This window comes from Viridibacillus sp. KH_047, from assembly GCF_057838945.1.
Genome location: NZ_CM174479.1, coordinates 3,074,881 through 3,100,924, shown reverse-complemented (window position 1 = coordinate 3,100,924; position 26,044 = coordinate 3,074,881). Strand labels below are relative to the sequence as shown.

At 36.8% G+C, this 26,044-nt stretch carries 29 protein-coding genes and 1 pseudogene; 22 read left to right on the top strand and 8 right to left on the bottom strand.

The window, feature by feature from the left end:
• Positions 1-93: 93 nt before the first annotated feature.
• From AC3IS5_RS15320 to AC3IS5_RS15310, 3 genes are all read right to left on the bottom strand, one after another.
• Positions 94-633, bottom strand: a complete 540-nt coding sequence (locus AC3IS5_RS15320; RefSeq protein ID WP_489425187.1) for a DUF7010 family protein — start codon at positions 631-633, stop codon at positions 94-96.
• A gap of 726 nt (positions 634-1,359) precedes the next feature.
• Positions 1,360-1,497: a hypothetical protein gene (locus tag AC3IS5_RS15315; protein ID WP_489425186.1), complete on the bottom strand. Its 138-nt coding sequence runs from the start codon at positions 1,495-1,497 to the stop codon at positions 1,360-1,362.
• 431 nt (positions 1,498-1,928) lie between these two features.
• A complete protein-coding gene (locus AC3IS5_RS15310; protein WP_489425185.1) occupies positions 1,929-2,180 on the bottom strand; it encodes a hypothetical protein in 252 nt (83 codons plus the stop codon).
• 464 nt (positions 2,181-2,644) lie between these two features.
• On the opposite strand from AC3IS5_RS15310, the gene AC3IS5_RS15305 reads away from it, so the two are divergent.
• Positions 2,645-2,845: a hypothetical protein gene (locus AC3IS5_RS15305; RefSeq protein WP_489425184.1), complete on the top strand. Its 201-nt coding sequence runs from the start codon at positions 2,645-2,647 to the stop codon at positions 2,843-2,845.
• Between the two features lie 178 nt (positions 2,846-3,023).
• Here the strand turns inward: AC3IS5_RS15305 and AC3IS5_RS15300 are convergent, their stop codons facing one another.
• Both AC3IS5_RS15300 and lexA read right to left on the bottom strand, forming a co-directional pair.
• Positions 3,024-3,314: a hydrolase gene (locus AC3IS5_RS15300; protein ID WP_489425183.1), complete on the bottom strand. Its 291-nt coding sequence runs from the start codon at positions 3,312-3,314 to the stop codon at positions 3,024-3,026.
• A gap of 433 nt (positions 3,315-3,747) precedes the next feature.
• Positions 3,748-4,368, bottom strand: coding sequence for a transcriptional repressor LexA (lexA, locus tag AC3IS5_RS15295; RefSeq protein WP_193738834.1), 621 nt, complete (start codon positions 4,366-4,368; stop codon positions 3,748-3,750).
• A gap of 166 nt (positions 4,369-4,534) precedes the next feature.
• On the opposite strand from lexA, the gene yneA reads away from it, so the two are divergent.
• The 6 genes from yneA (at position 4,535) to AC3IS5_RS15265 (ending at position 8,799) form a co-directional block, all read left to right on the top strand.
• Entirely contained in the window at positions 4,535-4,849 is a 315-nt protein-coding gene (gene yneA, locus AC3IS5_RS15290; protein ID WP_489425182.1) for a cell division suppressor protein YneA, read from the top strand.
• Positions 4,846-5,502 carry a YneB family resolvase-like protein gene (locus AC3IS5_RS15285; RefSeq protein ID WP_489425181.1) on the top strand — a complete coding sequence of 219 codons (657 nt, stop codon included), beginning with the start codon at positions 4,846-4,848 and terminating at the stop codon, positions 5,500-5,502. Before yneA ends, AC3IS5_RS15285 begins: the two co-directional genes overlap by 4 nt.
• A gap of 66 nt (positions 5,503-5,568) precedes the next feature.
• Positions 5,569-5,805 carry a DUF896 domain-containing protein gene (locus tag AC3IS5_RS15280; RefSeq protein WP_489425180.1) on the top strand — a complete coding sequence of 79 codons (237 nt, stop codon included), beginning with the start codon at positions 5,569-5,571 and terminating at the stop codon, positions 5,803-5,805.
• Between the two features lie 93 nt (positions 5,806-5,898).
• Complete coding sequence (tkt, locus tag AC3IS5_RS15275) at positions 5,899-7,899, top strand: transketolase (protein WP_489425179.1); 2,001 nt, start codon at positions 5,899-5,901, stop codon at positions 7,897-7,899.
• Positions 7,900-8,043: 144 nt separating this feature from the next.
• Complete coding sequence (gene sirA / locus AC3IS5_RS15270; protein WP_340707579.1) at positions 8,044-8,484, top strand: sporulation inhibitor of replication protein SirA; 441 nt, start codon at positions 8,044-8,046, stop codon at positions 8,482-8,484.
• 93 nt (positions 8,485-8,577) lie between these two features.
• Positions 8,578-8,799 carry a YneF family protein gene (locus AC3IS5_RS15265; protein ID WP_038191006.1) on the top strand — a complete coding sequence of 74 codons (222 nt, stop codon included), beginning with the start codon at positions 8,578-8,580 and terminating at the stop codon, positions 8,797-8,799.
• Between the two features lie 10 nt (positions 8,800-8,809).
• Here the strand turns inward: AC3IS5_RS15265 and AC3IS5_RS15260 are convergent, their stop codons facing one another.
• A complete protein-coding gene (locus AC3IS5_RS15260) occupies positions 8,810-9,760 on the bottom strand; it encodes an alpha/beta hydrolase (RefSeq protein WP_489425178.1) in 951 nt (316 codons plus the stop codon).
• A 13-nt stretch (positions 9,761-9,773) separates the two neighbouring features.
• The gene (locus AC3IS5_RS15255; RefSeq protein ID WP_489425177.1) at positions 9,774-10,670 is read right to left on the bottom strand and encodes a hydroxymethylglutaryl-CoA lyase; all 897 of its coding nucleotides are present in this window, start codon (positions 10,668-10,670) and stop codon (positions 9,774-9,776) included.
• 82 nt (positions 10,671-10,752) lie between these two features.
• On the opposite strand from AC3IS5_RS15255, the gene AC3IS5_RS15250 reads away from it, so the two are divergent.
• From AC3IS5_RS15250 to AC3IS5_RS15240, 3 genes are all read left to right on the top strand, one after another.
• Positions 10,753-11,937: an acetyl-CoA C-acetyltransferase gene (locus AC3IS5_RS15250; protein ID WP_489425176.1), complete on the top strand. Its 1,185-nt coding sequence runs from the start codon at positions 10,753-10,755 to the stop codon at positions 11,935-11,937.
• Positions 11,938-11,951: 14 nt separating this feature from the next.
• On the top strand, positions 11,952-12,218 hold the full coding sequence (locus AC3IS5_RS15245) for a YqkE family protein (protein ID WP_489425175.1): 267 nt from the start codon (positions 11,952-11,954) through the stop codon (positions 12,216-12,218).
• Between the two features lie 253 nt (positions 12,219-12,471).
• Positions 12,472-12,957, top strand: coding sequence for an HXXEE domain-containing protein (locus tag AC3IS5_RS15240; RefSeq protein WP_489425174.1), 486 nt, complete (start codon positions 12,472-12,474; stop codon positions 12,955-12,957).
• A gap of 67 nt (positions 12,958-13,024) precedes the next feature.
• Here the strand turns inward: AC3IS5_RS15240 and AC3IS5_RS15235 are convergent, their stop codons facing one another.
• Complete coding sequence (locus tag AC3IS5_RS15235) at positions 13,025-13,921, bottom strand: aldo/keto reductase (protein WP_489425173.1); 897 nt, start codon at positions 13,919-13,921, stop codon at positions 13,025-13,027.
• Between the two features lie 69 nt (positions 13,922-13,990).
• On the opposite strand from AC3IS5_RS15235, the gene AC3IS5_RS15230 reads away from it, so the two are divergent.
• The 12 genes and pseudogenes from AC3IS5_RS15230 to AC3IS5_RS15175 all read left to right on the top strand — a co-directional run bounded on the left by AC3IS5_RS15230 (position 13,991) and on the right by AC3IS5_RS15175 (position 25,953).
• On the top strand, positions 13,991-14,530 hold the full coding sequence (locus tag AC3IS5_RS15230; RefSeq protein ID WP_489425172.1) for an NUDIX domain-containing protein: 540 nt from the start codon (positions 13,991-13,993) through the stop codon (positions 14,528-14,530).
• A gap of 62 nt (positions 14,531-14,592) precedes the next feature.
• On the top strand, positions 14,593-15,111 hold the full coding sequence (locus AC3IS5_RS15225) for a hypothetical protein (protein WP_053417381.1): 519 nt from the start codon (positions 14,593-14,595) through the stop codon (positions 15,109-15,111).
• Positions 15,112-15,205: 94 nt separating this feature from the next.
• On the top strand, positions 15,206-15,667 hold the full coding sequence (gene fur, locus AC3IS5_RS15220; RefSeq protein WP_489425171.1) for a ferric iron uptake transcriptional regulator: 462 nt from the start codon (positions 15,206-15,208) through the stop codon (positions 15,665-15,667).
• Positions 15,668-15,742: 75 nt separating this feature from the next.
• Positions 15,743-16,648: a site-specific tyrosine recombinase XerD gene (gene xerD / locus AC3IS5_RS15215; protein WP_053417379.1), complete on the top strand. Its 906-nt coding sequence runs from the start codon at positions 15,743-15,745 to the stop codon at positions 16,646-16,648.
• Positions 16,649-16,731: 83 nt separating this feature from the next.
• On the top strand, positions 16,732-17,916 hold the full coding sequence (gene deoB / locus AC3IS5_RS15210) for a phosphopentomutase (protein WP_489425170.1): 1,185 nt from the start codon (positions 16,732-16,734) through the stop codon (positions 17,914-17,916).
• Positions 17,917-17,932: 16 nt separating this feature from the next.
• On the top strand, positions 17,933-19,237 hold the full coding sequence (locus AC3IS5_RS15205; protein WP_489425169.1) for a pyrimidine-nucleoside phosphorylase: 1,305 nt from the start codon (positions 17,933-17,935) through the stop codon (positions 19,235-19,237).
• Positions 19,238-19,710: 473 nt separating this feature from the next.
• Positions 19,711-20,303 (top strand): annotated as a pseudogene (locus AC3IS5_RS15200) (YdeI/OmpD-associated family protein).
• A 639-nt stretch (positions 20,304-20,942) separates the two neighbouring features.
• Positions 20,943-22,427, top strand: a complete 1,485-nt coding sequence (locus AC3IS5_RS15195) for an aldehyde dehydrogenase family protein (RefSeq protein ID WP_489425168.1) — start codon at positions 20,943-20,945, stop codon at positions 22,425-22,427.
• 483 nt (positions 22,428-22,910) lie between these two features.
• Complete coding sequence (locus AC3IS5_RS15190; RefSeq protein ID WP_427732646.1) at positions 22,911-23,264, top strand: STAS domain-containing protein; 354 nt, start codon at positions 22,911-22,913, stop codon at positions 23,262-23,264.
• On the top strand, positions 23,257-23,703 hold the full coding sequence (spoIIAB, locus tag AC3IS5_RS15185) for an anti-sigma F factor (RefSeq protein WP_038190956.1): 447 nt from the start codon (positions 23,257-23,259) through the stop codon (positions 23,701-23,703). The genes AC3IS5_RS15190 and spoIIAB overlap by 8 nt, the downstream gene beginning before the upstream one ends.
• 4 nt (positions 23,704-23,707) lie before the next feature.
• A complete protein-coding gene (locus tag AC3IS5_RS15180) occupies positions 23,708-24,496 on the top strand; it encodes a SigF/SigG family RNA polymerase sporulation sigma factor (RefSeq protein WP_340708179.1) in 789 nt (262 codons plus the stop codon).
• Complete coding sequence (locus AC3IS5_RS15175) at positions 24,493-25,953, top strand: spore germination protein (protein WP_489425167.1); 1,461 nt, start codon at positions 24,493-24,495, stop codon at positions 25,951-25,953. The genes AC3IS5_RS15180 and AC3IS5_RS15175 overlap by 4 nt, the downstream gene beginning before the upstream one ends.
• Positions 25,954-26,044: the final 91 nt, after the last annotated feature.

Sequence of the window (26,044 nt, the reverse complement as noted above, 5' to 3'; positions counted from 1 at the left end):
AGTTAAAACCGTTGAGGCTCTGAGCTTCAACGGGTTTTTTATTTACCACGATTCACACTCTTGTGGTAACACATTTGAAAAGTTACCGCATTTTTAACTTGCTTTAAGTTCTCTTAGAATTAAAAGAACACCAATTCCATACACAATAGAAATTGCTAAAGGTACAAGTGTGAAAGCTTGATCAACAAGGAAGCCACCTATGAATAGAGCGGAAAGACAGGTGCCTAAAGTAACAAATAAATAAGCTTTGCTTTTATAAATCCACATGTAAGGCAGAAAATGAGATCCTGCAAGTAAACCGATTGTGAAGGGAAGGTATTCTGGAATTTTCATATACACAATTATATATACAGGTATATAAAAAGCCTGGGGAGCTGCAACTATTCCACCTAAAGTACCTAAAGGGTTGTTAGTAGTATGTAAATTAACACCAAGGATTTTACTAATAAGAATTCCAATAGGAAAAACGGCACCTAAGCCAAATATCCAAATTAAACGTACAGCTTCTATTGGGAAAACTAAGGGCATTAGTGTGAAAATTAAGAAGACAATCGCGCCAGACAGCAATATAGGGAATCCTTTTTTTGCTTCAAATATGATTTCTTTTTGTAATTCGTCAAAAATTTTACTCATAAATACACCCCTTCATAAAATTGGTATAACATTTCTATAATATACCAGTGTTTCACTCGCTTTACTATAGCTGATTGTTAAACGGTATTGTTTTAGGGATTATCGTTTACCTATGTCACCAATTTGGGGTAATTACCAAGTAATTAAGCAATGAAAACTTTGGGGGATTAATATTAAATTAACGCACGACGAACGTGAAGGAATAATTGATGCGCTCGAAGTTTTTGGAAAGTATCCTCGTGGTGTTTACGAAAACTTTTGTGATGAGCGTTTGACAGAGGAATATAACGAAACAGTGGGGGTAGTGGTTTGAACCAAATTACATTTGAAATTGATAGGTGCTGATAAACGATCTATTTATCAGAGACGGTTCTTTGAGGGTATCGATGTGATTCCAGATATAACGGACGAGCTTTATGATATCGATTCTAAGTAGTTGTATATGACAACAGATGAGAAAAAAACACTTGCTAAGATATTTGCTACTTGGAGTCATAAAGAGAGAGTTTGCTAAATTGCACATGAAGTTCAGAAAAAAGTTTTCAAAAGATTGCTGATAAGCTGAAAGTCAGTAAGGGCAAGTAACGAGACTACTTGAAAATGTATTAATAGTTAAAACCGTTGAGGCTCTAGACTTCAACGGTTTTTTTATTTACCACGATTCACATCTCGTGGTAACGCATTTGAAAAGTTACCACATTTATACCACGAAATTTTTACGATGTATCATTTCGCTGATTTTTTCTGCATATATTCATCGAATTTCTCAATCGATTTATTTTCCATCTTTCTTGTAACGTGTGAATAAATGTCTGATGTAATTTGTATAGATCCGTGACCTAATCTTTCCTGGACCTCTTTCATAGGTATACCCCAGCTTCAAGAAACATAACAGCGTGAGTATGTCTTGTAGAGTGAGTTGGTAGTAATTCATGATCTATATGTTCCATTGCGGATTTGTATGCATTGTATAGTGTGGATTTAGGAAATGGTGCAAAACCAAAAGTGGTCTGTACATCACAGCAAAGAAGGAATATGTAGAAAAAGTATAGTCTGTCAGACGATTCGAGTTGGATAACTACCCATAAAACAATATCTCGAATGATCTCATGCAATGTTTCTTCTATATTAATAAATAAAATATGTAAATTTTTCTTTTGTTGTAAAAACAAAGCAGAAAAAGTTCTTAACAAAAAGAGAGCTGTAAAAAGACTCTTAATCTAAAAAAAGCGATTCACTCTGTTGGTGAGTGAATCGCTTTTGTATTTACATGATCTTAAGATTAACTTACTTCCTTAAGGCATATTATTAACTAATTGAAGTTTCCAACTAGACGTACCTCTTTTAAGGGTTACATTACTATTCATACCAATATAATATGTTGTATTAGTATTAACAAAAGCAAATGCAGGACTTGGCGTTAAAGAAAAAGTTAGTCCTAAACCAGTTGCTGTTCGAGATGGTTTTCCGCTTGCAGGCATACCAGAAGTTCCGTTTGTAACGGATCTACCAGAAGTGCTTACTGAACTATTATAATGTAACCACATACTAAGATGCCTAAAAAGGCTCAAGTAGAAATGTGGGCACGCTAGCATAAAGTGAAAAACTCTCTGCTTGGACTTCTTGTTAAGCCATAGGACATTTTAAATACATTGGAGATATTAGGAAATGAGCGTGATAGTGAAGGCTTGCAAAGAGGCCGCGGACGAATGGTGGAAAACGCAAATAAGTAAACGTGGGCATCTTAGTGTTAATACTTATCGCTACAAAAGGAATTACTAACCGTCAATTGGAGAAAATAGATATTAATTAGCTAAACGATTCAATCTATTAGGAGTGTAGCGTATGACACATGAAGAGTAAGAATTTATTGTCGCCCAGCAAGACGAATATTTCACAAGTATGGAATGCAAGCATGAAAACGGAAAGCTAAGTTATGAACAATTTGCAAAATTATCGTTGAAAATAGCCGAATGGACACAGCGGCTAAATGGATTGGAGATAATGGAAGATGAGCGAGATTGAAAGAGCAGTAAATCATATAGAAATAGCCATTGGAACTATTAAACGTTTCGGTTATACAGATAGGTTGGAACAACAATTTGAATCACACCTAAACACAAGCATGAGCCACAAAGGGCTTTGTAGAGATAAGGCGACAGATTACGCCATAAAAGTTGCTGGACGGTTAAATATGCAGGGGAAGGGGTGAGTGGCGTGATGGGGAATCATTTAGGAAGGTGAATACGTTTTATTGTCCAGGTGACAACATGCACGAATGGCAAATACTTTCTATGTACGGTTGATAGCCTACGCTTAAATAAATTCCGATGATTCTCTTGCTGATCAGAAAGGCCTCTTCCATAAAGAAAGAGACCCGTTATTACTTATTAATTTGCTTCAATACGAATAGCTTGAATTTCTTGGCAGTCTACGATAAGTGTTGAACCAGGTTCAGTTTCTGGATCATTAAAGAATGCGCAACAATTTTTCTGATCTAAGGTAATAAAAACGACATCTTCTAACACCGAACCACCTTTTAAGAAAACATCAACTTCAGTCTGTGTTTGCAATCGTCTTAATTGATCACATGCGCAACCATTACAACGATGTTCTTCTTTTTCATGGTGATGTTGCTTATCACACTTATCACACTTACAACCATCTCTATTAATACTCATTTTCAAGACCTCCTTTCCGATTCGAATGACTTACATTGATAACATATGGTTTAAAATGAAAAGAGGTTGTGCAATTTGTCCAACAATAAAAAAAATAGTTGTTTTTGGGAAGTATCCTAGTGGTATTTACGAAAACTGTTGGATTAATTCTTTGTCATACGAAGTCTGCATTTATGAGAGGTATAATAGGGGGTGGATCAATTTTACGATTCGTTATTTTGCTGATTTTCTTTACTTGTTTTTCGATTTCTCTTTTTGTGTAACCGAATAATACTTAAAGTAACTAAAATAGAGAATAAATCACGATAACGATATATGTGGCCTGCGTTATATAAAATGTGCGAATATATGAATAATATATTTTGGTTATGTATAAAAAAAGATTGCAAGAATCCATATTTCACTGATTCCTACAATCCGATATAGTTGTACCTTATAATACGTTACGATACAAACCAACTACTTTTCCTAAAATGGAAACTTGATCTACGATAATTGGCTCCATTGAAGAGTTTTCTGGCTGTAAGCGGAAATAAGATTCCTCTTTAAAAAATCGTTTTACAGTTGCTTCATTATCCTCTGTCATCGCTACAACAATTTCACCATTACTTGCGGTTGCTTGTTGTTTCACGATTACATAGTCTCCATCTAATATACCAGCTTCGATCATAGATTCGCCCATAATTTCAAGCATGAAAATTTGATCTTCAGTTGTTCCATAAGAATCTGGAATAGGGAAGTATTCTTCAATATTCTCAATTGCCGTAATAGGAAGGCCTGCAGTAACTTTACCAACTAGTGGTACATGTACAACACCTTGTTTTGCGATTGTAGAATCTTGTTGATCTAAAATTTCGATTGCACGAGGTTTCGTTGGATCTCGTCGAATCAGCCCTTTGCTCTCAAGTCTAGCAAGATGTCCGTGGACTGTAGAACTTGATGCAAGACCAACTGCTTCACCAATTTCACGGACGGAAGGTGGGTATCCTTTAGTGCGAACTTCCTCTTTGATGAAAGACAATATATCTTCTTGTCTTTTCGATACTTTTTTCAATCCAATCACCTCTTTATCTCATACTATGTAAAAGTTATTAATAGTATAGCATTAGCGAACAAACAGTGCAAACATAAGTTCGAAAAAGCCGTTGACAAAAACAAATGTTCGGTTTATATTGAGAACATACATTCCGAACGGGTATTCGAAAAAGGGGAGAATAAGTGTGAGTTGGTTCAAAAAAAATCAATATATTACATTACTTTTTGGATTTTGCGTAATATTTACAACAATATTAGTGGTTGCAAATAGTGGGAAAACATCATATAAAGAAATTAAAGTTCATGACGGAGATACTTTAATTTCTCTTGCAGATAGATATAAAGGTAAAATGGCTGACCATGAATGGATAGCAAAGGTTAAAAATGAAAATAATTTAATTGACGATACTATTTATGCGGGGCATACTCTAATAGTTCCGGAACATGATAATTTTAAAGTTCCAAATATAGGAGTAGAAGTGGCGAGTGATAATAAATGAAACAAAAAATAGCAATACTCTATTGTCGTGTAAGTACTGAAAAAGATACACAAGATACTTCGCTTGAAAGGCAAGAGATTGAGTTAAGGGAATTTGCAACGAGTAAAGGCTATGAAGTTGCACAAGTCTTTACAGATCGACATAGTGGATATGATATTGATCGGGAAGGATTACTTGATTTACTTGAGAGTGTGAAGGAATATGAACAACCAGCACTATTTGTTCAAGATGAGACACGTTTAGGACGTGGCAATGGCCGAATGGCGGTACTTCATTTACTGCAAAAAACGAATACAGATATTTTCACATTAAGTGACGCAGGTCACGCCCGGCTAAATGAGATGGACGCTATGTTGCTAGAAATTCTAGCGATAGTCGAAGAGTATCAACGTAAATTACATAATGCGAAAATCCGTAGAGGGATGAGACGAGCTGTACAGAACGGATACAGGCCAGAAAAAAATTTAAAAGATCGAGGAAATCCTGAGGGTAGAGATCGCATAGATGTTCCAATTGAACAAATCATTCAACTTAGACAGAAGGGTATGACATTTGAAGAAATTGCAGACACTTTGAGAGGATTGGGCTTCCAAGTAAGTAAAGCGACAATTCATCGAAGATTTATGGAATTTAAAGAGAAAAATAAAGACTAAAAGCTTGCGCTTGCGGTCTTTTTTGCATACCTTTGTATTAAGGTCTGTATGAAAGGTGAGAAATAAATGTTATCAAAAGAAAAATTACAACGTATAAGTGTACTTTCTAAAAAATCAAAGTCACAAGGTTTAACTGTAGAAGAAGCAAAAGAACAAACAGCACTTCGTAAAGAGTACTTAGACACATTTCGATCTTCAATGCGTGAGACGATTGAAAATGTCCGTGTTTTCGATCCAGAGGGAAATGAAGTAACGCCTGAGAAGTTACGTCAAAAACAAAATAAGAATAATCGGTTAAATTAAACACATATTTATAGAGAAAACATTGTTTTATATTAGATTTTTGACTAAAATATATTAGTACACTATTTAGCTTAAGAAAGGATGTCTATTAAAATGACTCAACAAGCAGATCAGCTTGCAATTAACACTATTCGAACTTTGTCAATTGATGCTATTGAAAAGGCTAACTCAGGTCACCCAGGATTACCAATGGGGGCTGCTCCAATGGCTTATACTCTTTGGACAAAACAACTTCGTCACAATCCTTCAAACCCTAAATGGTTTAACCGCGATCGCTTTATTTTATCAGCAGGTCATGGCTCGATGCTTTTGTATAGCCTATTACACTTAGGTGGATATGATTTACCAATGGAAGAAATCAAAAACTTCCGTCAATGGGATTCAAAAACACCTGGTCACCCAGAATATGGTCATACAGCTGGAGTCGAAGCAACAACTGGACCATTAGGACAAGGTATTGCAATGGCTGTCGGTATGGCAATGGCGGAAAGTCATCTTGCAGGCGTTTATAACAAGCCTGAACATAAAGTAGTAGATCATTATACATTTGCACTTTGTGGTGATGGGGATTTGATGGAAGGTGTTGCTGCTGAGGCAATTTCTTTAGCGGGTCACTTACAACTTGAAAAACTGATAGTGCTATATGATAGCAATGATATTTCTTTAGATGGCGATCTAAATAAATCATTCTCTGAAAACATTCAAAAACGTTTTGGATCATATAACTGGAACTACATTCGTGTAGCTGATGGTAATGATATTGAAGCGATAAATAAGGCCATTGAACAAGCAAAAGCTCATAAAGGCCAACCTACTATTATTGAAGTAAAAACAGTTATTGGCTACGGGTCTCCAAACAAATCAGGTAAAGCAGACTCTCACGGTTCTCCACTAGGTGCTGATGAAGTGAAACTTACTAAAGAACACTACTCATGGCCTCATGAACCATTCCATGTACCTGAAGAAGTATATGCAACATTCAAACAAGCGGCTGAAGTTCAAGGAACTCTTGCTGAAGCTACTTGGAATGAACAATTTGAAGCTTATAAAAAAGCATATCCTGCTCTTGCAGAACAGTTTGTAAATGCGATGAATGGGGAACTTCCTGAAGATTTCGCATCTGCAGTACCTGTTTATGAAGCTGGTAAATCTATTGCTACACGTTCGTCTTCTGGTGAAGTAATCAATGCCCTTGCAAAAAACACACCTTCTTTCTTTGGAGGAAGTGCGGATTTAGCTGGATCAAATAAAACATACATGAAAGATGCTGGCGATTTCACAGCAGAAACTCCTGAAGGCCGAAATATTTGGTTCGGTGTTCGTGAATTTGCTATGGGTGCAGCTCTAAATGGTATGGCACTACATGGTGGTGTAAACGTCTTTGGTGGTACATTCTTCGTCTTCAGTGACTATGTACGTCCAGCAATTCGTCTATCTGCTTTAATGGGACTACCTGTAACTTACGTATTTACGCATGACAGTATTGCTGTTGGTGAAGATGGTCCAACACATGAACCTGTTGAACATTTAGCTGCATTACGCGCAATGCCTAATCTTTCTGTTATTCGTCCTGCTGATGCAAACGAATCTGCTGAAGCTTGGAAATTGGCCGTATCATCTAAAAACCAACCAACAGTATTAGTACTTTCTCGTCAAAATTTACCTGTGTCTGAAAACTCAGCTTCACTTGCAGCTGAAGGTGTAGCTAAAGGAGCTTATGTTGTTTCAAAAGCAACTAAAGAAGTAGCGGATGCACTAATTTTAGCAACTGGTTCAGAAGTTAGCCTTGCTATAGAAGCTCAAAAACAACTAGCAGCTGAAGGTATTGATGTATCGGTTGTTTCTATGCCATCATTCGATCGTTTTGAAGCTCAAGATGCAGCATATAAAGAAGCAGTATTACCAAAAACAATTACAAAACGTTTAGCAATTGAAATGGGTTCATCATTCGGCTGGCATAAATATACTGGCTTTGAAGGTGATGTTCTAGCAATTGATAAATTTGGTGCAAGTGCGCCAGGTGAAATTGTTATGAAAGAATATGGTTTCACTGTAGAAAATGTTGTTTCAAAAGTAAAAGCATTATTTGCTTAAAAAAATAGCGATAATATTGAAAAGTAGAGGATTTTTTCCTCTACTTTTTCTTTTTTGACAAATAAAGTGCTTTAAATCGGACGTCAATTGACAAAATGTTCTTGCAACCTTTGCTATACTGTTTACAAGAGGGGAGTGGTAATCTTGCGAATATACTCAATCTTTCATGTGAAAAAGAAACATCAGGCTTTTGTTTATGGTAGAGAACGTTTACTATTCGATTTAATTCAATCCTCAAATACGTATGAGCATGCAATACATCCGACGCAAGAGATCTCCTATTTATGTGAGCCTTTGGATATGATGGAAATTGAACTAATCATTCAACAACAATTAGGTAATAGCTTTTCAGGCATTCAAACGAAGGATCATCAAATCTTTTTAATGAATGAATTTAAAGGGGAAATCCAAATTGATATTTTTCCTTATTACATAGCTGTTGTCTGTGTTGGGTCACGCATGCTAGAATTAGACTTATTTGCAACATTATCAAAATTAAGTGATTGCTTTATTGGATTTAATAAAGATGAAATGGAATGTGGTTGGTTAAAACCGCTTAAATTCCATTCGCACGAAAGACGATAAATCTTGGCAAACAGTAGTATGTAGTGGTTTTTTATTGTATAATCCTTGTTGGAGATAGTTTTCTCGCATAAGAAACTTGGAGGAGGAAAACCAGTGAATACTACGTTATGGATTATACTTGTTATCGTGGCATTAATAGCAGGAGTAGCTATCGGTTTCTTTGTTGCCCGTCAATATATGATGAAATACTTAAAAGACAACCCACCTATTAACGAACAGATGCTACGAGTAATGATGTCTCAAATGGGACGTAAACCGTCTGAAAAACAAATCAAACAAATGATGAACTCAATGAATAAATTAAGCGGTAAATAAAAAATAGCACTCAATTGAGTGCTATTTTTTTGTCATTGTCTTTGAAGACAAACTCTTTTAAAAAATCTGCGACCAACAGTTCATAGGCTTCAGGGTTCATATTAAAGGATTGTGCATGAGGGCCTACATCAAAAAGCTTTAACTTTTTAGGACCAGGCTTTAAGCTATACATTTCAATTGTCATTTCAGGTAGGATGAAGTCATCTGGAAGACTGTGAATAAACAGGACTGGCTTTTCAATTTTAGTTACAGCCTCTTTAGGTGAAATACTTTTTAAAGAGTATCCATCACGCATCCTTAAGAAGATACCAGCAAGTTTTATGGCTAAACTGTTACGGAGTGGTGTTTGTTTCATCATCAAGTAGTATAATTGCTCTGAAAAATCGGAAAAGGCGCAATCAGAAATGTAGAAGTCGGCTTCGTCCTCTAATGTACCTGCGTATAATAATGTTGTTGCAGCACCCATAGATTCTCCTTGTACACCAATAATACCTTTACCACCTAGCTTTTGCTTTAAAGTTTTCATAACTGCTTGTAAATCATATTTTTCGTAATGCCCATAGCTTGTTGTTTTGCCACCAGAGTCACCATGTCTACGATGATCATAAACGACTGAGTTAAAGCCTAAGCGCTCGAAAAGACGAGCATATTTAACGGAATTAATCTTATTTTCCGTAACACCATGGCAAATAATAATCGTGTTATTTGTTTGCAAAGGTTGGAAGTGGATGGCTTTAATTGAATAGCCATTCGGGGAATCAACCCACATCTCTTCCTTATTTACATGCTCAAACCAAACTTCGTCAAAACGCTTTGCTTCCTTTTCTCGTTGCAATATGAAGTCTGCATCTTTGTTCTTCATATACATAATACTACTTGAAAATAAGTATCCGAGAATGGCTGTAATGGCACCAAGAGTACCCGAAATAAGCCCGAAAATCCAAAGCAAACGTTTTTTCATGATCATCACTCCTCTACTTTTGCTTAAAGAGCCGGAACTGACCACTGTCAATTGTTCCGGATATTAAAGGTTCGACAATTTTTGCCGCTTCGCAAACTTTTTCGACATCAATCCCTGTGTGAACTCCTATACTTTCTAGCATATGTACAACATCTTCTGTTGCAACATTTCCAGTAGCACCTTTAGCAAAAGGACAACCTCCAAGACCACCCGCTGATGTATCAAATCGGTCTACACCAGCTTGTAATGCAGCATATATATTTGCTAGCGCCATTTTTCGTGTATCGTGAAAATGGGCAGTCAAAAGTAAGTTAGGTAATTCTTCTTTCAAACGCTTAAATAGTGTATAACTTTCTACCGGATTAGCCATGCCAATTGTATCAGCGACACTTAACTCATCCACACCCCAACTCGCAAATACTTTACATAAAGAAATTGTATCTTCAACTTCAATTGCCCCTTCATATGGACAATAAAAAGCTGTTGAAATACAAGCGCGTACAAATTTCCCTTGCTCTTTCAGTTTTGCCACTACAGGTGCTAAACTATCCATAGCTTCGTCAGTATTTTTATTAATATTTTTTTTATTAAATGTATGACTAACTCCAACAAAAACGGCAATGGCATCTGCACCGTTCTCCATCGCACGCTCCACCCCTGTAGCATTCGGTGCTAAGACAAATTGTCTACCCACTTTAGCAGTACTTTTAACAATTTTTTCTGCATCAGCCATTTGTGGCACCCATTTTGGTGAGACAAAAGAAGTTAACTCCATTTCTGTAATGCCGGCATCCTGCAAGCATTTAATGAATTCAAGCTTCACATTAGTCTCAATTAAGTTTTTTTCATTTTGTAATCCATCTCTTGGACCTACCTCGATAATTGTCGCATTATTTGGTAAACTGAACATAACATCCCCTCCTATATTCCATTGTAAGGAAGGGATGTACATATTAGCAAATAAATTCGTACTTAAACAAGGGGGAATAATTATGACAACTGAAGTTGTGATTGTAAGTGCTGTACGTACAGCAATTGGGGGCTTCCAAGGAGCGTTAAAGGATGTACCTGCAACAAAACTTGGTGCAATTGTTATAAAAGAAGCGTTGTCAAAAGTAGGGGTGCCTTTTGAAAAAGTAGATGAAGTAATCATGGGTAATGTATTACAAGCTGGTCTAGGTCAAAATCCAGCGCGTCAAGCAGCTATATTTGCAGGACTTCCAAAAGAGGTACCTGCCTTAACTATAAATAAAGTTTGTGGGTCAGGTCTTAAAGCTGTTCATTTAGCAACACAAGCCATCATTGCAGGCGATGCAGAAATCATCGTCGCAGGCGGGATGGAAAATATGAGCCAGGCACCGTATTTATTGAATAACGCACGTGAGGGCTTCCGTATGGGCGATCAGAAGGTAATTGATAGTATGATTACTGATGGCTTATGGTGTGCATTTAATGACTATCATATGGGTGTTACAGCTGAAAATTTATGTGACCAATATGCAATTTCTCGTGAAGAGCAAGATCGCTTTTCAGCGCGTTCCCAAGAAAGGGCAACAACAGCAATAGAAGCGGGGAAATTTAAAGAAGAAATTGTAGCAGTAGAAATTCCTCAACGCAAGGGAGAACCAGTCGTATTTGATACAGATGAGTATGTAAAGCCGGGAACTTCAGCAGAAAAGTTAGGGAAGCTACGACCTGCGTTTAAAAAAGAAGGATCTGTGACAGCGGGAAATGCTTCGGGTATTAATGACGGCGCAGCCGCACTTGTAGTAATGTCAAAAGCTAAAGCCGATGAGTTGGGCATTAAGTCAATTGCAACAGTTGTATCAAACGCAAGTGTAGGTGTAGATCCAGCTGTAATGGGAAGTGGTCCTGTGAGGGCAGTACAAAAAGCCTTAACAAAAGGGCAACTAGAATTAGAGCAAATTGACTTAATTGAAGCAAATGAAGCATTCGCAGCACAATCAATTGCAGTTGATCGAGAATTGCATTTTGACCATGAAAAGTTAAATGTTAATGGTGGTGCAATTGCTTTAGGTCACCCAATTGGCGCAAGTGGTGCTAGAATATTAGTAACACTACTTCACGAAATGGAGAGGCGAGATGTTAAAACGGGTCTTGCTACACTCTGTATAGGTGGAGGGCAAGGTGTTGCAACAATTGTAAAAAGAACGTAAGAAGGAGATTGACCATGGGTAAAAAGAAAAAACAACAAAGACAACAACCAGCACAACAACAATCCGCAAAAAGTGAGGCACTAACATTAAAAGACCAACTTAATGGTGATGTGTTAGAGAAATTAAAGCTTGCTAAAAAAGACCTTGTTGCAAAAGAACAAGCAGCACAAGATGAACGCGAGGCAAAGTTAGCATTTGAACGAAAACAACGTGAGAAGAACAAATCGTTTGAAGAATTATTGAATGAGTACGGAGATAAGGGCTCAAAATTTAATAGTTAACAAAATACATGGTTGGATTGCTTAAATCGGCATTGAATCTATGAATTAGGAAAGTTTCATAAATTTAGTAGTTTAACTATATGAAAAGGTCATAGTAGTGTGATATAGAAGGTAGTTTTGAAAGATTTCTTTCGGAGCTACCTTTTATTTCTTATCAAGCGAGGGTGAAAATTTATGTTAATTGTTTTAGTATAATACTTTCCTTTTTCACATTGATAACTTTTAAATAGCTTGAAAATAACAGGGGTGAAGTATGGAATTTTCTAAAGTTAAATCACTTTTATTGATTTTCCCTATTGTTTTTTTAATTCATGATTTGGAGGAAATCGTAACCGTTGAAAATTTCACTATGAAATTACCTTTTTCCGTTTCTACTGAGGAATTTATTATCGCATTTATTTTATTATGGATTATCGTAGTGATTGGCTGTGTGACAGCTGCTAATAATAAACGGTTTATCGGAATACTACCCATAAAATTCTTTGCCTTATTAGTCGCTGGAGTATTTCTTGCGAACGGAATAGGGCATGTTGTGCAAAGTGTAATCTTTAAAAAATATGTACCTGGTGTCATTACCGCCGTTGTTATCTTGATACCATTTTGTCTGTTTAGTAGTAGAAAGCTAGTAATAGAGAATTTAATCACGCCTAAGCAGGTAGGTGTGTACTTTCTAGTAGGGTTCATATTACAGACTCCCTTTGCTTTAATGGCGCTACTAATTGCAAAATTCATATTATAAGTTTATAAGGATTATGTATTATGATTTTTAAAAAGAAGGATCCGTGATACGAATCCTTCTAGCAAATTTAACGATGTGCATTATACGTATCTATTTTTGTTAGTTTCTCAAGTTCTTTAGCATCAATTGATGGTGCATTATTGTAAGCTGATATTGTTGCTTCCAATTGTTGTTTTGAACTTGCACCAATCACTGCAGAGGCTACAATAGGTGATTGTAATACATAAGCAAGTGCTGCTGCATGTACATCTTGTGTGTTGTTTGCCAATTCTTCGAGAGTAGCTTGAAGCTCATCTTGGCTATAAGTTTGGTAGCCATCTGCTTTTGCTAAACGTTTTGACCATTCATTTGTTAATAAACCTTTTGCTAAAGAGCCACGTGTCACAATAGATGCATTAGTTTCTTCTAGCACATCAAACCATTCTTCGGGTCTGCGGTCTAGCAAGCTATATTGCATCATGACAGATACTGCATCGCTGTTTGGTAAAAACTCCTTAATGACATTTGGGCGGATTGATGAAATACCGTATGCCCGAATGATACCTTCTTTTTTTAAGTGATTAAATGCTTCGGTTATTTCATCCCAAGGGTCTTCAATTGTTCCACCGTGTAGTTGATATAAATCAATATAGTCTGTTTGTAAGCGACGCAAACTTTCTTTTACTTGATGTTCGATATTTTTCTTAGAAGGGTCCCAGTGCCAACCTTCTCCGTCCTTGTTCCAAACATTGCCCACTTTAGTGGCTAATATAATATCTTGTCGTTTCCCATTTAGTGCCTTACCGACAAGTTCCTCATTGATGCCCTTATCATATAGATCCGCGGTATCAAAATAGGTAATACCATGATCTACAGCTGCATCTACTATCCATTTCGCAGTCTTTTCATCAGTTGGTAGAGACATGCAACCAAGGCCAATTTCTGAAATAATTAAATCGCTATTACCTAACTTTCTACTCTTCAAAAATATCACTCCTCATATGATAATGGTACAATGATTAATAACAAAAGCACAACGGAGAGGGTTATAATCATGAAAAAATTTGAAGAAAAGACGATAAATTCTAAAAAAATTTTTGAGGGTCGCGTTATTTCAGTCAAAGTAGATGAAGTCACATTACCAAATGGCAACACATCAACTAGAGAATTAGTAACTCATCCAGGAGCAGTAGCGATTATCCCTATAACAAACGAAGGTAAAATTGTTCTTGTGGAGCAATATCGTAAACCTTTAGAGCGTAGTATTATCGAAATTCCCGCGGGTAAATTAGAAAAAGGTGAGAAGCCTGAGTATACAGCTATCCGCGAGTTAGAAGAAGAAACAGGGTATGGCTCGAAAAATTTCACGTTTGTTCAATCTTTTGCCACATCTCCAGGCTTTGCAGATGAAGTTATTCATATATATGCGGCGAGAGATTTATATAGAATTGAGAATCCAGCTGGTCTAGATGAGGATGAATTTGTCGAATTATTAGAAGTTACGTTAGAAGAAGCTGAACAAATGATTCGTGAAGAAAGAATTTATGATGCTAAAACAGTGTTTGCAATTATGTGGATGAAAAATATCTTTTAAAATAAGTTATGAAATAGGTCGGGACGAGCATAGGTTGTACGAAGTAAAGGAAGGTGACCTATATGAACCGATCATTTCAAATTATTTACTTTTTCTTAATTATTGCAATTGGCTTTATCGGAGGAATTTTACTGTTGCAACTTTCTACTGTTGAACAAGCAGAATGGCTCATTCGAAAAATGGATAGTAGGGTACTCCTACAAGGGAAGCCGTCAATTTGGCAATCTTTATTGCCAGTTGTCATTCCGTTTGCCATTGTTTCGTTGCTCGCATCTCATAATTATTTAAGACATGTGGCAAGGATTGTTGTTGTACTAAAATCAGCGTTTTTTGGCTACAGTGCAGGTTATTTAATAGACACACAAAACGCATTTTGGTCATATGCTGCATGGTGGTTTCCTTTTCAATTGCTTTACAGTATAGTATTAATGGTGTTTTGCATAGTACTTGTACCTGAACCAGTTTATGCTGTCAGGAAGAAGTTACCGATTTTACCGCGTGTAATAGTAGTACTCGTCGCTACTCTAGTAATTTTGTGTGGCGAATTACTTGCAATTCATTTTATTTATAAATTAAAATAACTATCAAATAATAATTATTATAATTATAATTAATTCAATCTTGTAATGAGAATTGACTTTTTGGTATAATAAAAGAAGTTTAGGGGGGCGTCGTATGGAAAGCCGTATTGATCGAATAAAAAAACAATTACATGGTGCGAGCTACAAACTGACGCCGCAGCGTGAAGCGACAGTAAGAGTGCTTTTAGAGAATGAGGAAGATCACCTTAGTGCTGAGGATGTTTATTTACTTGTTAAAGAAAAAGCACCAGAAATTGGACTTGCAACTGTGTATCGAACATTGGAGCTTTTAACCGAGCTTAAGATCGTCGATAAAATCAATTTCGGCGATGGCGTATCTCGTTATGATTTACGTCAAGAAGGAGCTGCTCACTTCCATCATCACCTCGTTTGTATCGAATGTGGTGCTGTTGATGAAATTCAAGAGGATTTACTTGAAGACGTAGAAGCAGTCGTTGAAAAAAGATGGAATTTTATTATTAAAGACCACAGATTAACATTTCACGGTATTTGCTGGCGTTGTCATGATAAAGAGTCAGATAGCAATCAATCATAAGTTTATAGCTTACAAACAAAGGATGGCGGAGGTGCTGTCCTTTTTTATTTACCTATTTTTAAGGAGGGAATCAAAATGAACCAAGATGTACTAGATGCAATCCAAGATTATTTACACTTTTTACGCGTTGAACGCCAGCTTTCTGACAATACATTGCAATCTTATAAAAGAGATATTACTGCATATACTAAGAATATTTTCGTAAGTCAAGGTGTACAATATTTTGACGACATAGACAGAGTGAATATATTACATCATTTACAGATGCTGAAAACATCTGGGAAGTCTGCACGAACTATTTCAAGACATATATCATCAATTCGATCATTTCACCAATTTTTGTTAAGAGAAAAAAGAGCTAGTGGGGATCCGACAGTGCATTTAGAAATGCCGAAGTTAGAGAAAAAGTTACCTAAAATTTTATCGATTGAAGAAATTGATAACTTAATTGCCATGCCAAATCTTGCAAAACCCCAAGGAATTCGAGATCAAACGATGCTTGAGTTGTTATATGCAAGCGGTATGCGGATAAGTGAGTGTATCGCACTGAATTTAGAAGATGTTCATACTACGATGGGCTTCGTAAGAGTTTTTGGTAAAGGTGGTAAAGAACGTATTATTCCACTTGGACGAAAAGCTTTAGAAGCGTGCATGGCATATTTAGAAAAGGGAAGACCAATACTAGAAGATAAGCTACATAAATCAGAGGCTTTTTTTATAAGCCAAAGGGGAGATCGCTTAACACGACAATTTTGTTGGAAATTAATGAAGGATTATGCAGAGAAAGCAGGTATAGATAAAGAAATCACACCACATATTTTACGTCATTCTTTTGCGACGCATTTAATTGAAAATGGTGCTGATTTACGTGCAGTTCAAGAACTGCTTGGACATGCTGATATTTCAACAACTCAAATTTATACACATATTAGTAAGACGCGATTATCAGAAGTATACAAGCAGTTCCACCCACGTGCATAAAAAAAATTCAAATGTCAGAGGTCTGACATTTATTTTTTCGTATAGTTTGGTAAAATGAAAGTAAAGATAAAGGAGGAACACAAATGAACACAAAACCATTTAAACGCATTCACTTAATCGTTATGGATTCAGTAGGTATTGGAGAAGCACCTGATGCTGAAAAGTTCGGTGATGTAGGTGCAGATACATTAGGTCATATTGCAGAAAAAATGAATGGCTTAACTATGCCCAATATGGGAAGATTAGGTTTATCAAATATCCGTGAGTTACCTGGTATTACTCCAGTAGAGAAACCTGCAGCTTATTTCGGTAAAATGCAAGAAGCTTCAGTGGGGAAAGATACAATGACAGGTCACTGGGAAATTATGGGTTTAAATATTGATAAACCGTTCAAAGTGTATCCTGAAGGCTTCCCACAAACTTTAATCGAGCAATTAGAAGAACGCACTGGTCGTAAAGTACTTTGTAACAAGCCAGCAAGTGGTACGCAAGTGATTGACGATTACGGTGAAGAGCATATGAAGACAGGAGCTATTATCGTCTATACATCTGCTGATCCAGTATTGCAAATCGCAGCACATGAAGAAATTGTTCCATTAGATGAACTATATAAAATTTGTGAAATTGCTCGTGAATTGACTTTACAACCTGAATATTTAGTAGGCCGTGTAATTGCTCGTCCTTTCATCGGGACTCCAGGTAACTTTGAACGCACATCGAATCGTCATGATTATGCGTTAAAACCATTTGGACGTACAGTGATGAATGAATTAAAAGATGCTAATTTTGATGTCATTGCATTAGGTAAAATTTCAGATATCTTTAACAATGAAGGCGTAACAGAAGCAATCCGTACAAAAGATAATACAGATGGTATGGACCAGATATCACAAGCTGTACGTAAGGATTTCCATGGCTTATCATTCTTAAACTTAGTTGATTTTGATGCAGCTTATGGTCACCGCAGAGATCCAATTGGATATGGTGAAGCGTTAGAAGAATTTGACCGTCGTTTACCAGAAGTTTTGGAAGCGTTGACGGAAGATGATCTATTAATAATAACAGCTGACCATGGAAATGATCCAACTTTCCATGGAAGTGATCATACACGTGAATATGTGCCATTAATCGCTTACTCACCACGCTTTAATGAAGGTCATGAATTACCATTACGACTTACATTTGCTGATATAGGTGCTACAGTTGCAGAAAACTTCAATGTGAAATTACCTGAATTCGGCACAAGCTTCTTATCCAATTTAAAATAAGTAAGGGAGTAATTAAATGCGAATAGTTGATATTATTGAAAAAAAACGTGATGGTGGAGAATTAACTACAGAAGAGATTCGCTTTTTCGTAGAAGGTTATACAAATGGTTCTATTCCAGATTATCAAGCAAGTAGTTTATTAATGGCTATATATTTCAAAGATATGAACGATCGAGAACGAGCAGATTTAACAATGGCAATGGTTGAATCTGGAGATCAGATTGACCTTTCAGAAATCGAAGGTATTAAAGTTGATAAGCATTCGACAGGTGGCGTTGGTGACACAACAACATTAGTTTTAGGCCCTCTAGTAGCTGCTGTCGGTGTTCCTGTTGCGAAGATGAGTGGACGAGGTTTAGGGCATACAGGAGGCACTATTGACAAATTAGAGGCTATTGAAGGCTTCCATGTTGAATTGACGACAGAGCAATTTATTGAGCAAGTTAATGACATTAAATTAGCTGTTATCGGTCAAACAGGTAACTTAACACCTGCAGACAAAAAATTATACGCTCTAAGAGATGTGACAGCGACAGTAAGTAGCATCCCTTTAATCGCGAGCTCAATTATGAGTAAAAAAATTGCCGCAGGTGCAGATGCTATTGTACTTGATGTAAAAACAGGTGAAGGTGCCTTCATGAAGACTGTTGAAGATGCAAAAAATTTAGCGCATGCAATGGTCCAAATCGGCAATAATGTCGGTCGTAACACAATGGCTATTATTTCTGATATGAGCCAACCGCTTGGTTTTGCGATTGGTAATGCATTAGAAGTAAAAGAAGCAATTGATACTTTAAGAGGAGAGGGTCCGGAAGATTTAACGGAGCTTTGCTTAACTCTTGGTAGTCAAATGGTGGTTCTAGGTGGTCACGCGAAAACAATCGAAGAAGCGCGTGAACAATTACTTGAAGTTATCAAAAACGGTAGCGCATTAGAAATCTTCAAACAATTTATTGAAGGACAAGGTGGTAACCCGGCAGTAGTGGATGATACTTCATTATTACCTCAAGCTCAATATACTTTCGAAGTACCGGCAAAAGAAGATGGCTTTGTATCATTCATCGAAGCTGATGAAGTTGGAACTGCGGCTATGCTTTTAGGCGCTGGTCGTGCTACAAAAGAGTCTACTATCGACTTAGCTGTAGGTCTAATGCTGCGTAAAAAAGTTGGCGATAAAGTAACAAAAGGTGAGTCTCTTGTGACAATTTACGCAAACCAAGAAGATGTTTCATCAGTGATTGATAAAATCTACTCGCATATTAAAATTGCCAATGAAGCACCTCAAGCACCGAAATTAATCGAGGCTATCATTACAAAATAATATTAAAAAAGCTGTTGCTCATTTAAATGAGTAACAGCTTTTTTGTTGATTAAATGTTGGAAAAAAACTCAATTGAAGAAAAACATCTTATTGCACAAAAGGGGCAGATTATCGAATTAATCTCCCTATACTTTCCGCGCCAGGTCTGTTTGACACTACACCAATTATTGTCCTATCATAAATCGGATACCAATCGGAATTTTTTCAATATGCGAAAGTAAGGTAACGGTGATTTTTTTACCGATACAAAAAAATGAAGGATGCCTTGAATTTTTAGTTCACGATATCGAAAGAGAAGGTTTGGTCCACCTTAATGGATTCAAGCTAGCTAGCTTGCTTAGTCGGTAATGGAAAATGATTCAAGGTTTATGAATATTAAAGTAAAGCCAAAAAGTGACAGAAAAAATTTGAGAAATCAAAATGATCATTTTTGACTGTCAACTGATTGAAAAATTAAATAGGGGTGTTCCTTTATGACAGAGAATAAAATGAATCTTAAGGTTGATGAATTTATAAGTAAATCTAAAAAGTGGAAGGAAGAATATGAGAAGTTGAGAAATATCGTTCTTGACTGTGAGCTGACAGAAGAATTTAAGTGGATGCATCCTTGTTACATGTTTGAGAAAAAAACATAGTTTTAATACATGGATTTAAGGAATATTGTGCGCTTCTGTTTCACAAAGGTGTCTTGCTAAAGGATGCCCATGGGATTCTAATTCAACAAACAGAGAATGTACAGGCGGCGCGCCAGATTCGGTTCACCAATGTTCAAGAAATAGTTGAAATGGAACCAATCTTGAAAGCCTATATTTATGAAGCCATTGAAGTTGAAAAAGCCGGTTTGGAAGTGAATTTTAAAAAGAATACAGAAATAATAATTCCTGTAGAACTTCAAGATAAATTCGATGAAATCCCAGCCTTGAAAACTGCTTTTGAAGCATTAACTCCAGGACGGCAAAGAGCATATGTTCTTTATTTTTCTGCACCAATACAATCCAAAACTCGAGTGTCGAGGGTTGAAAAAAGTATGCAGCACATTCTCGATGGAAAGGGATTAAATGATTAGTATATTCGATTAGGAATAAATTAATCATTCTTTATGATATAACCTCACTTTACGTTAATTCGAACTCCTTTTAGATTACAAGTAGCACTCATTCAAATATTTTTAAAGATAAAAACAAAAAGGTGATACGTAAAGTATAAGCAAACTAGTGAAAAAAAGAAAAATACTGCTTACAAAAGTGTACCTATTGGCTTTTTGCTGAAAGGTACGCATTTCTTGGATTAACAGGTTCTTTAGTGAGATATTAAGGTGTTGCTTAGGCAGCTCTTTTTTCTTATCAAGAGTCCTTCGACTAAAGGTTAATCTAACTCTAAAATTATTAAATTTGGTTAGAATTTCATATGTTTCGAATAAGTGAACCTTGAAAAATAATGAACATTACATACGGTGAATTTTTTTAAAAAGTACAGGTGAGCCATCTCATTTTCACTGTGACATCTTTGCTCCTGTTTTTCAATATTCCTAACTGTACATTTTCAGTTTTGTTATTAAGATATCAAATCATTTTCTCGAAATACTATTCTAATATGTTCAATAATTCACAAGCGCATGTTTTGAAATTCAATTATATCGGCTATATACTAGCATTAACTAGTTTAGAGTAACTTTACTAGAATAAATTTTAGAGGTGTCAAATTAATGAATAAAGATATAGCAAATATAATAGATTCACAGTACAAATTATATATTAATGGGGAGTGGACTGAAGGTTCTGAAGGGAACACAATTGCCGCATACAACCCAAGTAATGGCGAAAAATTGGCAGATTTCATCGATGCTAGTCATGCAGATGTAGATGCAGCCGTTGAAGCAGCTCAAAATGCATTTAAAACGTGGAAAGAGGTGAGCATTGAAGAACGTAGCAAATTACTTCTTCAAATTGCAGACTTAATCGACGCAAACCGTGAGCATCTAGCAATGGTTGAAACTTTAGATAACGGAAAACCTTTACGTGAAACGATGAGTGCTGACGTGCCGCTGAGTGCGGATCACTTCCGTTACTTCGCAGGTGTTATCCGATCTGAAGAAGGTACTGCTCAACAATTAGATGAAAATAATCTAACATTAACACTGAAAGAACCAATTGGTGTTGTCGGTCAAATTATTCCTTGGAACTTCCCGCTACTTATGGCAGCGTGGAAAATTGCACCTGCTATCGCAGCAGGTAACACAGTTGTAATCTCTTCATCGTCAACAACTTCACTGAGCATTTTGGAACTGGCGAAAATTTTAGATCAAGTTTTACCAGCAGGTGTTGTAAACGTTATAACTGGGCGCGGGTCAAACTCTGGTGACTATATGCTACACCACGAAGGCTTTGCAAAATTAGCATTCACAGGTTCAACAGATGTTGGTTACTTAGTTGCCAAAGCTGCAGCTGATCGCTTAATCCCTGCAACATTAGAGCTTGGTGGGAAATCAGCTAACATCTTCTTCAACGATGCAAACTGGGAACGTGCGGTTGAAGGTGCAACAAACGGTATTTTATTCAACCAAGGGCAAGTATGTTCTGCAGGATCTCGTATATTCGTACAAGCCGGCATTTACGATGAATTTTTAACAGCAATAAAAGAGAAATTCGAAAGCGTAAAAGTTGGTTTGCCATGGGAAGAAGGAACACAGATGGGGGCGCAAATTAACCAACGCCAATTAGATAAAATTTTAGAATACGTGAAAATTGGTCAAGAAGAAGGTGCAACACTCATAACAGGTGGTTACCAATTACAAGATCAAGGTCTTGAGAACGGTGTATTCATGGCGCCAACGATTTTAGCAGGTACAAATGATATGCGCATCGCACAAGAGGAAATTTTTGGGCCAGTTGCAACAGTAATCAAGTTTGAAACAGAGGAAGAAGTCATCGCAATGGCGAATGATTCTGAGTTTGGCCTTGGTGGCGGTGTCTGGACTAGCAACTTAAACACAGCACTCCGTGTAGCACGTAGTATTGAAACTGGTCGCATGTGGGTGAATCAATATACAAACTTCTCTGCTGGTGCTCCATTTGGAGGATATAAAAAATCCGGTATTGGCCGTGAAACTTACAAATCAATTTTAGATGCATACACACAAACTAAAAACATTTTCATTAACACTAAAGAAGATGCAGATGGATTGTACTAAATAACAAATGTTAGATAAGAACATTAGATTCCTTGCAAAAATAACAGGGCTTTAGTGCAACAACAATATTAAATTAGGGCTACACATATAGATATATCTATATGTGTAGCCCTTTTAATATCAACTAACCAAAATATAATCATCTTGTAAATTAGCTTTTTTATGTTTTAACAGAAGTAACAATCTTTTAGAAAACAGACAAAAACTAAAATGCAGTGAAATGGAGATCTTTATTCGAATAAGGAGAATTTTTGTTGTCCTAATTATTTAAAATTCCACATCTTCCATCATACAATTTTGTTTTTTTTTGAATAGAGATTTTTTTTGATTAAAATTCCCTCGAATCTCCAATACTTGTAGATAAAGATGTCATCCATTTACTGTCGATTTAGTTCTAATTTTAGAAGGTTTCTTCTTAAATTGTCATGCGAAAGGATAATGCAAAGCAAATGTGGAATATGCTTGTGAAAAGGAGGTATGACTATGCAACAACTAATTCAACTGACAGTGGATGGCATTGCCGTTATTCGTTTAAAAGGTGATTTAGACCATCACGCTGCAAACCGTATCCGAGAAGATATTTCACAAGCAATATACCAAGGTAGCGTTCACGCAATTATTTGGAACTTAGGTGACCTACAGTTTATGGATAGCGCTGGCATTGGTTTGATCTTAGGAAGAATGCGTGATTTAGCGCCAATCAATGGACAAACCGTCATCTTAAATCCGTCTGCTACGATGCAGAAAATATTCCAGTTTTCAGGGTTGTCCAAATATATTTGGCAAGGTACAGAAGATGAAGTAATTCGAACTTTAGGGGGGATTTTGAATGGATAATGAAATGACTTTATCGTTTTTAGCGGTCAGTGAAAATGAAGCACTAGCGCGTATGGCGATGACGAGTTTCATGACAGTGCTAGATCCAACGATTGAGGAATTGTCCGAGGTGAAAACTGTCATTTCAGAAGCAGTTACAAACGCTATTATTCATGGCTATGAGGAAAATCGTACAGGCATTGTAACTGTTTATGCTACTCGTGTTGATCGCGAAGTGACTGTGACGATTTCTGATCAAGGATGTGGAATTGAAGACGTACAGCAAGCAATGGAACCATTATATACTACAAAGCAGCAAATGGATCGCTCTGGCATGGGCTTTACAATTATGGAAAGCTTCACGGATCAGTTATCTGTTAAATCCGAACGCGGGAAAGGGACAACGGTCACCTTCAAGAAGCAATTTCAACCAGTAGGTTCACCGTTTGCCGCTAGGTGAGAAAATGACATCTAAGCCACAAGCCTCTTCCATATTGCTGACACAGGAGAAAATGCGAGAGCTCATACTGCAGTCTCAAGCTGGCGATGCTAACGCTAGAAAGGAGATGGTGGAGGGGAATACGCGTCTTGTCTGGTCAATCGTACAACGTTTTGCTTCACGTGGGGCAGATTTAGAAGATCTTTTTCAAATTGGTTGTATTGGTTTGATGAAGTCAATTGATAAATTTGATCTGTCATACCAAGTGAAATTTTCAACTTACGCAGTACCTATGATAATCGGTGAAATTCAGCGTTTTTTACGGGATGACGGTATGGTTAAAGTAAGCCGATCTATTAGAGAGCTTAACTATAAAATCCGCCATGCCACTGATGATTTTCTTAAAATCAATGAGAGACCCCCAACCATGAAGGAATTGGCCGATTTGTTGGAAGTCACAACTGATGAAATAGCAATGGCTTCGGATGCTTTAAGGGACCCTGCATCACTGCATGAGCAGTTATTTGAAAGTGATGGTGATCCAATTACGTTAATGGATCAAATGAGAGATGCTACCTCTGAAAGGCCTTTTGAGCATATACCACTTCGAGACATTTTAACGAGACTTGGTAAAAGGGAACAATCTGTAATTTATTTACGCTATTACTTAGATTGTACTCAAAGTGAAATTGCTGAGAGACTTGGCATTTCACAAGTACAAGTATCGCGACTAGAAAAACGAATCTTATCACAGTTGAAAGTTTGGCTAGCACCAGGTCAATTGAAAGGATTAGAAAAGGCGGCAAAAAAATGACTGAAGAACAAAAACCTATTTTCGCAAGTATAGAAGAAGCAGAAAAGTTTATGATTTCAAAATTCGGTGAAAGCGAAAGCTTTGATATAGGGATGAAGCATTTGCATTTATACAAAATGCCGGTGTTTACCATTTATATTAATGGGCTTATTGATAGTGCCAACTTCACAGAAATTCTTGTCAATATTCAACCGACTCAAGAGGTAGAAGGATATACACCAGAAACTGAGCCGGAATTTTTCCAATTTTGCTTCCCATATTTTGCTTGGGAACCGATGAAGAGTCAGGAACAGCTATTAACTGCGATATTAGGGGGCCAGGTGGCGTTTATTACTCCATCTGGCTATGCTTTTATAGCAGATTTGAGAGCTTATCCTGGTAGACAACCTGATGAACCTGATAATGAGAAAGTTATTAGGGGATCACGTGATGGATTTACAGAAAATATTGTACAAAACTCAGGGCTTATAAGAAGGCGAATTAGAGATGACACATTGCGTTTTGAATTGCATCAAATCTCTGATAAAGGCAAGACAGATACAGCAATCGTCTTCATGAAGGGCATTGCCAATGAGGATCATCTCAATTATATACGCCAACGTATGAAGAAGATTAAACATGATGGTTTAACAATGGCGGATAAATCATTAGAGGAATGGTTATTTAAACAAGGTTTCCATCCACTACCTTTCGTACGCTACACTGAGCGACCTGATATTACCGCTGCTCACTTATTGGAAGGTCACATCGCAATAATTGTCGATACGTCACCTTCTGTTATTTTAGTACCCGTGACTTTTTTTCATCATTTACAACATGCAGAGGAATATCGTCAGGCCCCTTTTATTGGGACAGCAGTCCGGTTCTTGCGCTTCTTCGGGACTTTTTTAAGCCTCATATTATTGCCTCTTTGGTATTTATTAATCAAGCATCATGAATTGATTCCTACTTTTTTAGATTTCGTCGGAATAGATAAAAAGTCCGCCATACCGATATTACTCCAAATATTATTAGCAGATGCAGGGATAGAATACTTGCGGCTTGCCTCCATTCATACACCAACTCCACTATCCACTGCGATGGGATTAATTGCAGGTGTCATTATCGGTCAGATTGCAATTGATGTTGGACTATTTTCACCTGAAGTTGTGTTATATACCGCAATTACTGCCATATTCACATTTGTAGTTCCTTCGTATGAATTGAGTATCACCATTAAAGTATTTAGGATCTTTTTGTTACTCATGACCGCATGGCTCGGAGTTAATGGATTCTTCCTTGGTATATTAGGGCTTTTCTTATATATTTGCTCTTTACGACCAATGAAAGTACCTTATATGTGGCCAGTTGTTCCGTTCTTCCCACAAGCATTTTTACGTATATTCATACGATTCCCTATGACGAGCGATGCTTTAAGACCGTATATTGTTGGTGCAAAACAGCGAAAACGTTCATGATTTGCCATTGCATACATTTCTCTTTCTATGATAAAGTTCAATTAGTTATAGAAAAATTCCGTGAATTCTTTTGGGAGATACGGGTAAAGGG